The following is a 13,260-nucleotide window of genomic DNA, read 5'->3' as shown; positions in this document are numbered from 1 at the left end:
TGAATGGCGCATGTCGTTCATCGCTGGTATGCCCCCGATGCATCGACCGCACCCGGCTGCAGCACCTGCCGCACCGGCCACGACTGCCATAGCCACAACAGCTCCGACACCGCCAGCAGCGAGGCGGTACACAGCAGGAACAGCACCGTCCAGCGGCTCAGCGTGGGCAGCTTGCGCGGAGCGATGTGCGAGAGCGTGCTCGCATAGGCGCGCTCCGACACCACGCGGTCGCGACCCGAGAAGTCGGCCTGCCGCTGGTAGACGAACTGGAACAGCTCTTCGCGGTAGCCCAGCAGGCGCGCTTCTTCGCCGCCGCCGCGGTACTTGCCCTGGAAGCCCAGTGCCAGTGCAAAGAGATACAGCCGCGCGATGTCGCGGCGCGAAGGCTCGCGGCCCGACAGCAGTTCTTCGATGCGGCTGAACACCAGGTCGCCCGCGATGTTGGTGCGGAACAGCGAAGACTCCAGCAGGTGAGCGGTCCAGCGCTCGCGGCCGATCCACGGCGTGTGCAGCAGGATCTCGTCGGCCAGCGCGGCCTTGAGGTAGCGCGCGTCGGCCACGTTCTCCAGCTCGAAGCGCGTGCTCTCGCGACGCGATTCGAGCGACTGCAGCTCGAGCAGGTTCTCCAGGTGGCGGGCCAGCGCCTGCGCCACCATGTCGATGTCGGTCTCGCGCGATTCGGCGGTGCGGTCGCGTGCTTTCACGATCTCGTCGTAGAACGCGCGGAACTGCTTGGTAATGTGGTCGTCGACCGCAAGGTCGGGAAGGGTGCGTGCCATGGGGGGTCGATCAGTCTTTGATGAACAGCACGATTTCCTGCGGAGGCTGCGCGGTGGCGCCTTCGTTCGCGTTGGCGATCACGAGCAGTTCGCCGGCTACTGTCAGCGCGGTGCTGGTCTGGATGGCGTAGAGCAGGTAGCCCGAGCCGGGACGCAGGCCAAGCTCGTCGGCCGACTCGATGGGGCGGCGCACCGCGCCCAGCACGCGGCGTTCGCGCAACGAGGGGTAGGCCGACTGCGCGCCGACGATGGCGCTGTCCATCCAGGCGAGCAGATCCTTGTCGGACTGGCCGCGCAGGCCGACCACGATGCGCGTGCCGGCCAGCCACTGCGGCTGCAGCGTGGTCTCGAATGCGCCCTGGCGAAACTCGAACTTGTGCTCGCGGTACTCCTGGCTCACTTCGGACACCGCGTCGCGCAGCGCCAGCAGCAGCGGCTGGAACACGCGCGAGGGGTTCGCATGGTCATAGTCCATCGGCACCGGCGGCAGGCCGCCGGGCCGCAGCAGGCTCAGCGATGCCAGCAGCGCGCACAGCGACCAGTACATCGGCAGCGGATGCAGGTGCGGCGTGCGCAGCACGGCCTCGGCATGCGGCAGGCCCGACAGCAGGCTGCGTAGCCGGTCCTTCAGTTCGAGGTGCGCGAGGCGGTCGTCCACGCGTGAAGAGGGCACAGCTGTCTGCTTCGCGACGAAGGCCGCCTTGCCGCGCAGCTGGCCCAGCAGGCCGGCGGCCGCAGTCCACAGCGGGTTGTCGCGCGCTACCTCGAGCAGCGGCGGTTGCGCGTCGCCGAGCTTCACGACTTCGTTGTCCTTGAACACCTGGCCCAGGCGCAGATGCACGTGCGTGCCGGGCGGCACCGCGCCTGCGCTGAGCGCCAGGCGCGGCAGCATGCGGGGGATGTTCGCGGGCTCGGCATCGGACACGGCGTCTTCCACCGGCGCGCCGGACACCGAGCGAAAGCGCACAGTCGCGCCGCGATGCCGCGCGGGGCCGGCGACCGGCAGCGTGAGGTAGATGTCGAGCGGCTCGACGGCAAGCTGGTCTTTATGCGGCGCGAGCGAGAGTTCGAGCGCACCGTGCGCGGCCTCGGCAGCCGAGTACTGCACGGCGGTGCCGTCCGGCAGGATGGCGTCGAGCGCCAGCACGCGCAGCAGGCCGGCGGGCAGCAGGCCCTGGTCGAACACCAGGCGGCGCACGCCCCAGCTGAAGGGCGCGGCGGCCAGCGTCTGCCAGGCCACGAGGGAATCGGTGCGCGCCGAGAGCTGCTGGAAGTGCTGCGGTGACAGCAGCATGCCTTCGTGCCACTCGATGCGGTCGGTGATGGGGGAGGCGCTGTGCACGTCAGACATGGCGGGCTCCTGCGCAGGAAGAAGAAAGATGGAATGCGGTGTTCACTGGCGAGGGTCCGGGTTGTTCAGCGTGTGGTCGACACGTCGAAGCTTTGAACGTCGAAGCGGGCGACAACGGCGCCCTTGAGGTCTTCCACCCGCACGCGATTGGCGCCGGGCGTGGTGTAGTTCGCGAAGACGAGCACGGCCGCCACGCGTTGCGAGCCGAAGGCGCTGGAGGGCACGCGAATCGTCTGGCCCGGCACCAGCTCCCACGAGAGGTAAGACAGGCTCTGCGGAAAGGTCTTCTGCAGGTCGGCGCGCGCGCCGAACCACTTGGCTGCGGTGAGCTCGGTGATGCGGGCGAGCATGGTGTCGTCGAGCACCATCACCACGTCGACCGCCACCGGGCTGTTCTGGTTGGCGTCGGGCGAGGCCGACAGCGTGAGCTCGCTCCAGTTCACGCGCGTGCCCTTGGGAAACAGGCTGCCGCATGCGGCCAGCTGCGAGAGCAGCAGCAGGGCGGCGATCCATCTGAAGAGAAGAGTCTTTGTGCGGTTCATCGCGATATTCCAGGGTTCGCCGCGGCTGAAGTCGCATACGCGGCGGAGGGCTGTGCCTGCCGCGCGCCCACGGCAATGCCCATCAGCAAAATCAGCAGGGAGGCCAGCACGCTGCAGCCCGCCAGCAGCATGACGTTGCCGCGCGTGAGCACGAAGCGCAGCGGCTTCGCGGGTACCGCGTCGGCGGCAGGCGCCGTCACGCGCTCCGACGGCAGGCCCGCCGACACGACGGAAATCAGCACGCAGGTGGCCAGCAGCGTCAGCAGGTTGCGCGGCCCCTCGCAGATCAGGTCGATGGCCAGGAACAGCGCCAGCGCAGCCTCGATGGGCAGCTGCAGCATCGCCAGCACGATGCCCGCGTAGCCCACGTTGGTCAGGCTGTTGTTGCCGGCCGAGGCGAAGGCCGCAACCGTCGCGCCCATGCCGATCATTCCGATGTCGGCCGCGCTGAGCGTGCGGTCGTAGAGGTTGGCCACGAACAGCGCCAGCAGCACGTAGTACAGCGCCGAGCCCGCGCGCAGGAACACCGAGGCGGTGGGCACCACCAGCTCGACGATGCCGCGGCTGAAGCCCAGGCGCGCGCTCATCGCCTCGATGGTGTGCGGAATGCTGGCCGTGGTGCTCGACGACATCAGGCTTACCAGCATCGGCGTCTTCAGGTGCTGCAGCACATCGGCTAGCGGCTGGTTGCCGCGCTGGTGGATCACCGCGATGGCGCCCGCGGCCAGCAGTGCCACCAGCGCCACGAAGTGCAGCAGGAAGCCGCTCATGGCGCGGATCGTCACCGCGTCGGTCTGCGCGAACACGTGCGCCGACATGCCGAAGGCCACCACAGGCAGCAGGATGTTGGCGCGCGCGATGATGAGTTCGAGCGTGCGGTAGATGCCCTCGAACATATGGTTGAGCGCGGCGTGCTGCGTGCGTGCCAGCGCGGCAAAGGCCAGGCCGAACAGCAGCGCGCACGACAGGATGCCCAGAGAGCGCCCCTCCACCAGCACGCGGAAGAAGTTGTCGGGCACCAGCGTGACGCGGGGGCGCTCGATGGCCGTTGCCTGCGTGCTGCTGTCGTGCAGGCGCATTTCGAGGTCGCCGCCGTCGCCGGCCTGCTGCACCAGTTCGCCCAGGTGCTCGCGCGATTCGGCGTCCAGGTGCGCGCCCGGTGCGTTCACCCAGCCCAGTGCCAGCCCGGTGCCCGCGCAGCTCATTACCAGCAGCAGTGCAAGGCCCGCGATCATCGCGATGCGCCGTCCTGGAAAGGGCAGCCCCATGGTCTGGCGCAGGCCGAAGAAGGTGGCGACCACCAGCAGCGGAATGGCTGCCATGCTCACGATGGCCAGGTAGACCTGCGCTGCCGTGTACCCCACGTCGCCCACCACGGGCGCATAGACGCCCACGACTCCGCCTGCCGCCATGCACAGAAGCAGGGCGAGCAGGCTGTGGGACATGCGCGTCAGGAAACCCATGTCGGCTTGTTCCATCCCTTGTCGAGTGCGAAGGCGACGGTGGCGCGGGCCAGCTCCAGCGAGCTGTCGATCAGCATCAGCGTGCTGTGCCCGGCGGCGTTCGCTGCCTTCGCGGCGATCGGCAATTCGGTGCAGCCCATGATCACCACGGTGGCGCCGGTGGCGGACAGCGCTTCCAGCGCAAGCTCGAAGGCTGCCGCGCCGGCCTGCACGTCACCGCCCTTCACGGCGCGGATGCAGGCGTCCACGTGGTCCTGACCGGTCGTGGCGTCGGGCACCAGAAAGTCGATGCCGCGTTCGCGCAGCGCCTGCTGGTAGAAGCCCGAGGCCAGCGCGCCTCGCGTGGCGAGCACCGCCACCCGTACCGGCCGTTCGCCCGGTGTCGTGGCTATGGCGGCCACGCATGACTGCGCGATGTGGATCACCGGCGCCCGGCTGTGCTCGACCATCTGCGCATACCAGTGGTGCGACGAGTTGCAGGGAATTGCGATCACGCCCACGCCGATGTCGTTGAGCACGTCGATGCCCGCGAGCAGCGCGCCCAGCGGGTCGGGCCCCGTGCCCAGGATGGCGCTGGAGCGGTCCGGCACGTGCGGCAGGTTCGCCACGATCACCGGCAGGTGCTCCTGGTCGCGCGTGGCGGGAGTGAGCTGGATGATCTTTTCCATGAAGTCCACCGTTGCCGATGGGCCCATGCCGCCGAGAACGCCGATGCGTGACATGAGTGCGTGCCCTCTAGATCTTCAGTGGCCGGGGGCACACGACAGCGACGGCCGCGGTGTTGCCGATGACCAGCACCAGCGTGCGCAGCATGTCGCACACCGGGTCCACCGCCAGGAACAGGATGAACGCCGCCTCGAAGGGCAGGCCCAGGTAGGTGCAGGTCATGCCGATCAGCGACACCGTCACCAGCCCCGTCATGCCCGCAGAGGCAAAGCCCGCGAGCACCGAAGAGGTGAGCACGATGCCGATTTCCACCGGCGACAGCGAGCGCCCGTAGATCTGCGCGATGAAGAGCGTGGCGCACACGTAGTACACGACCGGCCCGATGCGCAGCAGCGACACCGTGAGCGGCACCAGCAATTCAACCCGCGAGCGCGCGAAGCCCAGCCGCGTGACCAGGCTCTCGATCATGATCGGCATGCAGGTGGCGCTGCTGCGCGTGGCCAGCGCCAATGCGAAGGGGCCGCGCATGGCGTTGAGCGTCTGCCCCAGCGTGCCGTTGGAGCGCTTCCAGATGATGACGCACGCCACCGCCAGCAGCACCGTCGACACCACCAGGAAGGCCAGCACAAAGGCGCCCATCGCGCGCAGCGGCTCGATGCCCGTCTTGCCCAGTTGTGCCGCGCTCATGCAGAACAGCACCACCGGCAGCGGAAAGCTCAGCCAGCGCATCAGCGTCTGGCAGGCGTGATAGACGGTTTCGAGCGCCTGGGTCAGCCCGTCTGAAATGCGCGTGGGCACGTGCCCCACCGCCAGGCCGAACAGCAGCGCGAACACCAGCGTCTTCAGCGTGTCGCCGTTGGCCAGGGCCGTGAAGATGTTGGCGGGCACCAGGCTCACCAGCATGTCGGCGAAGCTGGCGGTTTTCTTCACTTCGTCGGTGCCGCGCAGGCTCATGGCCGTGTCGCTGGCGCTCAGGTCGCCGCCGACGATCTGGCCGAAGGTCTGCATGGTGCTGGCCGGCAGGTTCTCGCCGGGGCGAAGCAGCAGCAGCGTGGCCGCGCCGGCAATGGCCACGAAGGCCGAGAACGCGAGGAACACCAGCGCAACGCGGCCCAGCAGGCTGGCCGTGCCGCCGTCGCGAAACAGCCGCTGCAGGCTGAAGATCACGGCCGAGACCATGAAGGGCAGCGTGATCATCTTCAGCAGGTCGACGTAGATGTCGCCCACGAAGCTGAGGGTGGTCGCGAGCGGGGGTGCGAGCATGCCGAAGGCCACGCCGGCCCCGAGGCTGATGATCACGACCCAGGGGTTGAGGACGAAGGCGTAGAGCTTGGAGGAATTCATGATGGGTGCGTGTTCTTTGCGGCTCAGCGATCGAGTGCCTGCAGCACCTTCTGGATGTCCAGCTTCTCGGTGCGCTGGGCGAGGAACTGGTTGACGTAGGCCAGCAGCGTGGTGTCGGTCACGGCAACGCCGATGCCGAGGGTGTCTTCAAGGTCCTTCAGCGTCACGGTGCGCAGCACGAGCGATACGGTCGGGTCGGCCTTGAGCACGCGCTTGACCTCGAACTCGTCGCGGTAGGCGCTCACGATCTCGCCCTTGTGCAGGGCCACCAGCACCTCGTTCCAGGTCGGAAACTCCTGCACCTTGGCGTGCGGGAAGTTGGTGCGCGCGTAGTCCGCGAAAGAAGATTTGGCGATCACGCCGATGCTGCCGTTGAAGTTGCGGATGACCTCCGGCAGCGGGCGCCCGTGCGAGAGCTGCGCGAACTTCACGCGGTTCAGGATCAGCGAGTGGTTCAGCGTGAGGTAGGCGTCGCTGAACGCAATGGTCTGCGTGCGTGCCAGCGTGCGCGACAGCTTGCTGATGGCCAGGTCGGCCTGGCCGTTGGCCAGCAGGTCGACCACCGCGTTGAAGGTGCCGGCCTCGCGGTTGAAGCGCAGCTTGACGCCCAGTTCCTTGGCGAGCGACTGCGCCAGGCCGACCTCGAGCCCGGTCCACTGGCCGGCGTCGTCGAAGAAGAAGAACGGCGGCGTGTCGACCTTGAGCATGGCCACCACGAGCTCGCCGCGCGTCACGATGCGCGCGATGTCGGGCGCGAGCAGGCGGCCGTCGGGCACGCGCACGAGGCCGTTGGTGAGCACGGGTGCCGGTGGCGCGACAGGGGCTGCCGGCTCGACCGGGAATGCGGGCGCGGGCGCCACGGCGACAGGCGCAGCGAGTGCGACCGGCACGGCGATCACGCCCTGCGCCACGGGCCGTTCGCCTGCCGCGCCAGCGGGGCCACCCGCGCAGAGGCCGGCCAGCGCCAGCAATGTTGGAAGGGCGAGGCGACGCAGCGCGCTGTGCATGCCCATGAGGTGTCGTGTGTTGTTCGACATGCTTTGATCTACTTTGGTCATTGGGTGGAGGCGGCGGGAGCCGGCGCGGCTGTGGGGGCAGGTGCGGGAGAGGGCGACTGCAGCGGCGCAGGCGCCACGGCGGCGGGAGCCGAAGGGATGGGCGCAGGCGCCAGCAGCTTGCCGATCTCCACGCCCATCAGGAACAGGAGGACGCACAGCAGCAACAGGCAGGTCACCGTGATGGCGACCATGCGGGAGCTCATCGTGAAAACGTATTGCGACATGAGTTAGTAGGGATCGGTCAGGGAACCATTGAAGTGAACTGTCCCGGCACGACGATCTGGATCACGCCGCCCCAGTTGCAAGCGAGCTTCGAGCTGTCCTGCAGTGCGGGCATGCTGCCGACCAGCACCGTGGGCGAGCCGGGCGCCCAGGGCGCGGCCGTTACCGGAATGCAGGGCATCGGCGTGAAGGCGCCGAGCGCTGCGGCAGTGGCCGCGGCCACCATCGGGTTCGACATGCTGTTGCAGGTGCCGAAGGGCAGGATGTTGGCGATCGGCTTGTTGTCCATGATGGTGGCCGCCGGCACGCCGCTGGTGACCACCGCGTTCACGGGCAGCACCACGAGGTTGGAAGGCGCGGCGCCGAAGCTGCACTGCAGCGTGGCCCCCATGCAGACGTGCATGCCCATGGTTCAGCCTCCCCTCACGAGTTTTTCCAGGCTCTTCATGAAGCCCGGCGATGCGGCTGTCTCCACGACCTCGTGGCCGGCCTGGTCGAAGCGGCGCGGGTTGCCGTGCGGCTTGCCCTGGCGGTACGCGATTTCTTCCATCAGCTGCCCGTTGGGCCAGAAGCGCCGCAGCGGACCGTGCAGCACGCCGGCCACGTAGGTGGACGACTGCGCCACGCCGCCGCTTGCCAGGTAGTCGAGCACTTCGCCGTCGAGCAGGCCGGCGCGGTACTGCTCGCGCCGCACCATGCGGCCTTCGTTGTAGTAGGCGGCTTCGCCTTCGAGGCGGCCGGCCACGTAGCGCAGCCGCGCCGTGACATCGCCCGATTCGGCGTACGCCACGGCATCGCCATGCAGCGTGCCGCGCACGTGCTGGTGCGTCTGCATGAGCTTGCCGCTGGGGTAGTAGCTGCGTGTGGTGCCTTCGGCCACGCCGCCGAAGCGCTGCGTTTCCTGCAGCAGCTGGCCGCGTTCGTCGAACAGGCGCATGGCGCCGTGCGGCACGCCGGCCTGGTAGGAGGCCTCCATCGCCGGCTTGCCCGCGGTCGAGAACACCTGCATCGGCCCGTGCGGCACGTCGCCCAGGAAAGACGCGCGCACCACCGTCTGGCCTGCGCCGTCGAGGGCTTCGCGCACCACGGCCTCGGGCATCGAGGCCAGGTCTTTTGTTGGGAGAGAAGGAAGTGCCATGGCGTTCAATCGTTCAATTGATCTTCACCAGCCCGCCCTTGAGCGTGACCATGCCGCCGCCTTCGACGGCGTTCATGCCCGAGGCCTTGCTGCTGATCGAGGGCGCCTCGTTCGACAGCGAGGCGCCGCCCTTGGCCGACAGCGCCACGCCGGCCTCGGCCTTGAAGTTGACGCCGGCGTTGGCGCCCAGGTCGGTGCCGGCCTTCAGGTCCAGCGTCTGGGCCGACTTGATGAGCAGGGTGCCTGTCACGTCGATCACCAGGTTGCCCGTGACCTTGAGCTCGTAGTTGCCCGTGACCGTCTGCGTGAAGTTGGCCTTGTTGTCGTGCGTCTCGTTGCCCGTGACGTCCAGCGCGCGCGTGCCTTTCACCGAGTGGGTTTCGTTGCCCGTGTCGACTTTGACCGTGCGGTTGCCCTTCGTGACGGTGTGGAGCTCGTTGCCGGCCATCACCGTGGTAGTCAGGTCGTTCTCGATTTCCACGCGCATGTCTTTCTGGGCGTGCAGGTAGAACTCTTCGGAGCCCTTCTTGTCCTCGAAGCGCATCTCGTTGCCCGCGTCGCCGGTCTTGGTCGAGCGCGATCGGATCGTGCTTTGCGAGGACATGCCAGGCAGGGTGACCGGCGTGGGGTTCGTGCCGTTGTAGACGCTGCCCGAGACCAGCGGCCGGTCGGGATCGCCATCGACATAGCTCACGACCACCTCCTGTCCGATGCGCGGCAGGAAGAGAGCGCCCCAGCCCTTGCCGGCCCACATCTGCGAGACGCGGATCCAGCACGAACTCTTGTCGTTCTTCTTGCCCAGCTGGTCCCATGGAAACTGCACCTTGATGCGCCCGTGCTCGTCGGTCCAGATTTCTTCGCCGGCCGGGCCTACCACCTGCGCCGTATGGTTGCCGGCCACCACCGGTCGCGGCGTGAGGCGTTGCGGGCGAAAGGGCAGGTCGGGAGGCAGGGTCTCGAAGCTGTTGCTGTAGTGCTCGCGCTCGGCGTGGTGCCGCACGCCATGCACCACGTGCTTCACGTTGAGATCCTCGCGGGAATGCTCTTCCAGCGTGAAGGTGGTGCCCGGCGTCAGGTAGTGGCAATGGCTGTCGCCGCGGCCCGACTGGCTGCCGGCCTGGTGCATTTCCAGGCGGATGCGCGCGCGCGCCGCGCCGGCCGCCGCAGGCACGCGCGAGGGATATTCGTAGTCGAGGCCGCGCCCGATCTTTCCCTCGTGCTGTTCCCGCAGATCGGTGTCGGGCGTGAGGAAGTCGTAGTCGTCCACCGCCTGGTCCTTGGTCACCAGCCGGGCGTCCGACTCGAAGCGGGTGACGGCATGGGTGTGCGCGTAGCCTTCCTCGCTGCTGCGCATGACGAGCTTTTCCGCGTGGGGGCAGGGCATGCACGCCGAGTTGCTGTCGGCCAGCACCAGCGTGTGCGCGCCGTCCGCGAAGGTGAAGAAGTAGAAGATGCCTTCCTCTTCCATCAGGCGCGAGATGAAGTCGAAGGCTGTCTCGTCGTAGCGCACGCAGTATTCGCGAGGTGCGTAGGTGCCCTGCAGCTGCGTGCTGAAGGCCACGCCGAATTCGCCGAGCACCTTCTGCAGGATGTCGGGCGTGCTCATGCTCTGGTAGATCACGCGGTCGCGCCCCAGCGTGAGCAGCCACATGCGCGGCACGAGTTCGAGCGAGTAGGTCGCGAAGTCCCGGTTGCTGCCCAGGTAAGTGAAGCGCGAGACGATGCCGTTGAAGAAGCGGGTTTCCTTCTCGGGCCGCTGCAGCACAACCGTGGCCGAGGTGCCGATCAGGTCGTCGGCTTTCAGCGCGCTCGAAGGGGAACGCATGGTGAGCGAGCACGCGAACAGCTGCGACAACCCCTCGGCAGCCTGGAAGGCGTCGAGCAGCAGTTCGTCCGGCCCGAGCACGGTCTTCACCGTCAGGAAGGCGGCGTGCTGGGTGAAGCCTTCGCGCATGTTCATCTATCAGCTCAGCGTTGCCGGTTCGAAACTGAAGGCGAACGCACCGTCGCCGTCCATGCCCATGTGCACCGCGGTGAACGCGGCGGCCATCGAGATGCGCTCCAGCACCTGGCGCGAGAGCTCGGGCAGCACCGCATGAGCCAGGATGTGGTCGATGTTGCGCGCGCCGCTGTCCACCTCGGTGCAGCGCGCGGTAATGGCGTCTTCCACCTGCACGTCCCACGTGAAGGTCGCGTGGTGGTTCAGCGCGAAGCGCCGCGCCAGCTTGCCGAGCTTGAGGTTCACGATCGAGCGGATCTGCTCGTCACCCAGGTGGTGATAAGGCACCAGCGCCAGCCGGCCCAGGAAGGCGGGGCTGAACTGCTTGAGCAATTCGGGGCGCAGCCGCTCCACAAGCTCCTCGGGGTCGGGCCTGCGGCCGCCCTGCGAGGCCTGGGTGATCACGTCTTGCGCGGCGTTGGAGGTGAGCAGGATCAGCGTGTTCTTGAAGTCGATCTGCACGCCTTCGCCGTCTTCCATCGTGCCCTTGTCGAACACCTGGAAGAACAGCTCCAGCACGTCGGGGTGGGCCTTCTCCATTTCGTCGAGCAGCACCACGCTGTAGGGGCGGCGGCGCACGGCCTCGGTCAGCACGCCGCCGCGCCCGTAGCCCACGTAGCCGGGCGGCGCGCCCTTGAGGCTGGAGACGGTGTGGGCCTCCTGGAACTCCGACATGTTCACGGTGATGACGTTGCGCTCGCCGCCATACAGCAGGTCGGCCAGTGCGAAGGCCGTCTCGGTCTTGCCCACGCCGCTGGGGCCCACCAGCATGAACACGCCCACGGGCTTGCCGGGGTCGTCGAGGTCGGCGCGGAAGGTGCGCACGCGCCGCGCGATGGCGTCGAGTGCATCGTCTTGCCCGACCACGCGCTCGGCGAGTTTCTCCTTCAGGTTGAGCACCGTGTGCAGCTCGTCGGTCATCATCTTGCCGACCGGGATGCCCGTCCAGCCGGAGATGACTTCGGCCACCATCACGCCGTCGACGCACACGGGCACCATGGGTTCGTCGCTCTGCAGCGCCTCCAGGCCCTTCTCGAGGCGGCGCAACGCGGCGGTGAGCAGCGCGGGGTCGTTCTCCTCGTCGGGCGGCGGTGCGTTGTCGCGCAGGCTGTCAGAAATCTTGCGGCGCAGCGCGACGATTTCCATCACCGCGTGCTTCTCTTCGTCGACCTTGTCGGACAGGCGCTTGTGCTTCTGGCGCAGCACGTCGAGCCGCGAGGTGAGCGCGGCGATGGCGTCCTGGTGGTCGCCACCGGTGGCGGCCTCGTGGCGCAGCACGCGCAGCTCGCTCTCGCCCGTGGAGATGTCGCGCGCGGCCGATTCGAGCTCGGCAGGCAGCCCGTTCTGCCCGATGGCCACGCGCGCGCAGGCGGTGTCGAGCACGCTGATGGCCTTGTCGGGCAGCTGGCGGCCGGTGATGTAGCGGTGCGAGAGCTTGACGGCCTCGCGCACGGCGTCGTCGACGATCTCCACGCCGTGGTGCTTCTCCAGCGTCTCGACCATGCCGCGCAGCATGTCGATGGCGACTTCTTCGCTCGGCTCTTCGACCTTCACGACCTGGAAGCGCCGTGCCAGTGCAGGGTCGCGCTCGACGTATTTCTTGTACTCGGCCCAGGTGGTTGCCGCGATGGTGCGCAGCTCGCCGCGCGCGAGCGCAGGCTTGAGCAGGTTGGCCGCGTCGCCCTGGCCCTCGGCGCCGCCCGCGCCGATGAGCTGGTGCGCCTCGTCGATGAACAAAATCACCGGCGTGGGCGAGGCCTTGACTTCGGCAATGACCGACTTGAGCCGGTTCTCGAACTCGCCCTTCACGCCGGCGCCCGCCTGCAACAGTGCCAGGTCGAGCGAGCGCACCGACACCTGGCGCAGCGCGGGCGGCACGTCGCCCTGCACCACGCGTTGCGCGAAGCCTTCGACCACCGCCGTCTTGCCGACACCGGCCTCGCCGGTGAGGATGGGGTTGTTCTGGCGGCGGCGCAGCAGCACATCGATGATCTGGCGGATCTCGCCGTCGCGTCCGCGGATGGGGTCGATCGCGCCGTCGCGCGCGAGCTGCGTCATGTCGACCGTGTACTGGTCGAGCGAAGGTGTGGCCGAGTTGTTGCGGCGCGCGGTGGGCATCTGCAGCGGCGGCGCACCGGCGTCCGGCGCCGATGGCGCAGTCGACTGGTTCGCGGCAGGCGCCGAGGCTATCGGCGCGGTGGACAGTGCCGAAGCGGCCGCATCTTCAGGCGACGACTGCAGCAGGCCGGCGAGTTCGTCGCGCAGCGTGCCGCGCGGAATCTGCAGCAGCGCGGGTGCGGCATCGACCAGGCGGCCGCGCAGGCGGTCCACATCGAGCAGCGCCAGCATCAGCGTGCCCGAGCGGATGTGCTGCTGGCCCAGCAGCATCGAGCTCATGAGCCACGCTTCCTGGAACAGCGGCGCGAAGTCGGGCGTCAGGCTCGGCGTGCGGCCGTTGCCGCGCTTGAAGGTGTCGAGCGACTTCTGCAACTGCGCCTGCACGGTGTCGGGGCGCAGGCCGAAGCGGCCGAACACCAGCCGCAGGTCGGGTGCGTCGTTGTCCACCAACTTCAGCAGCAGGTGTTCGAGGTCGACGTTGTAGTGCGTCTGCTGCACGCACAGCTCGGCGGCCTGTTCCATGGCGCGCTTGCATTCCGGGTTGAGCCGGCCGAGCAGGGTGCGGATGTCGATGTCCATG

Annotated in this window: 12 protein-coding genes; all 12 read right to left on the bottom strand. The window is 68.1% G+C overall.

Annotated elements, in window-relative coordinates:
* Positions 1 to 17 precede the first annotated feature (17 nt).
* Positions 18 to 779, bottom strand: a complete 762-nt coding sequence (locus tag AC07O3_RS24245; protein ID WP_093058205.1) for a DotU family type IV/VI secretion system protein — start codon at positions 777 to 779, stop codon at positions 18 to 20.
* Between the two features lie 10 nt (positions 780 to 789).
* Entirely contained in the window at positions 790 to 2,130 is a 1,341-nt protein-coding gene (gene tssK, locus AC07O3_RS24240) for a type VI secretion system baseplate subunit TssK (protein WP_495340525.1), read from the bottom strand.
* Positions 2,131 to 2,195: 65 nt separating this feature from the next.
* A complete protein-coding gene (locus AC07O3_RS24235) occupies positions 2,196 to 2,672 on the bottom strand; it encodes a hypothetical protein (RefSeq protein WP_093058207.1) in 477 nt (158 codons plus the stop codon).
* Positions 2,669 to 4,150, bottom strand: coding sequence for a dicarboxylate/amino acid:cation symporter (locus tag AC07O3_RS24230; protein WP_354337646.1), 1,482 nt, complete (start codon positions 4,148 to 4,150; stop codon positions 2,669 to 2,671). The genes AC07O3_RS24235 and AC07O3_RS24230 overlap by 4 nt, the downstream gene beginning before the upstream one ends.
* Positions 4,123 to 4,857, bottom strand: a complete 735-nt coding sequence (cuyB, locus tag AC07O3_RS24225) for a cysteate racemase (protein WP_093058208.1) — start codon at positions 4,855 to 4,857, stop codon at positions 4,123 to 4,125. Before cuyB ends, AC07O3_RS24230 begins: the two co-directional genes overlap by 28 nt.
* A 13-nt stretch (positions 4,858 to 4,870) precedes the next feature.
* On the bottom strand, positions 4,871 to 6,145 hold the full coding sequence (locus tag AC07O3_RS24220) for a dicarboxylate/amino acid:cation symporter (protein ID WP_093058209.1): 1,275 nt from the start codon (positions 6,143 to 6,145) through the stop codon (positions 4,871 to 4,873).
* A gap of 23 nt (positions 6,146 to 6,168) precedes the next feature.
* Complete coding sequence (locus AC07O3_RS24215; protein WP_495340524.1) at positions 6,169 to 7,203, bottom strand: ABC transporter substrate-binding protein; 1,035 nt, start codon at positions 7,201 to 7,203, stop codon at positions 6,169 to 6,171.
* The gene (locus AC07O3_RS24210; RefSeq protein ID WP_495340523.1) at positions 7,200 to 7,406 is read right to left on the bottom strand and encodes a hypothetical protein; all 207 of its coding nucleotides are present in this window, start codon (positions 7,404 to 7,406) and stop codon (positions 7,200 to 7,202) included. The genes AC07O3_RS24215 and AC07O3_RS24210 overlap by 4 nt, the downstream gene beginning before the upstream one ends.
* Positions 7,407 to 7,444: 38 nt before the next feature.
* Positions 7,445 to 7,834 carry a DUF4280 domain-containing protein gene (locus tag AC07O3_RS24205; protein ID WP_495340522.1) on the bottom strand — a complete coding sequence of 130 codons (390 nt, stop codon included), beginning with the start codon at positions 7,832 to 7,834 and terminating at the stop codon, positions 7,445 to 7,447.
* Positions 7,835 to 7,837: 3 nt separating this feature from the next.
* A complete protein-coding gene (locus AC07O3_RS24200; protein ID WP_495340521.1) occupies positions 7,838 to 8,563 on the bottom strand; it encodes a toxin-antitoxin system YwqK family antitoxin in 726 nt (241 codons plus the stop codon).
* 13 nt (positions 8,564 to 8,576) lie between these two features.
* On the bottom strand, positions 8,577 to 10,523 hold the full coding sequence (locus AC07O3_RS24195) for a type VI secretion system Vgr family protein (protein WP_495340520.1): 1,947 nt from the start codon (positions 10,521 to 10,523) through the stop codon (positions 8,577 to 8,579).
* 3 nt (positions 10,524 to 10,526) lie between these two features.
* Complete coding sequence (gene tssH, locus AC07O3_RS24190) at positions 10,527 to 13,259, bottom strand: type VI secretion system ATPase TssH (RefSeq protein ID WP_495340519.1); 2,733 nt, start codon at positions 13,257 to 13,259, stop codon at positions 10,527 to 10,529.
* Between the last annotated feature and the right edge of the window lies 1 nt (position 13,260).

The sequence above is a fragment of the Variovorax sp. GW821-FHT09D05 genome (assembly GCF_059416325.1).
The sequence above is the reverse complement of the archived record's forward strand: the minus strand, read 5'-3'. Positions and strand labels throughout refer to the sequence as shown.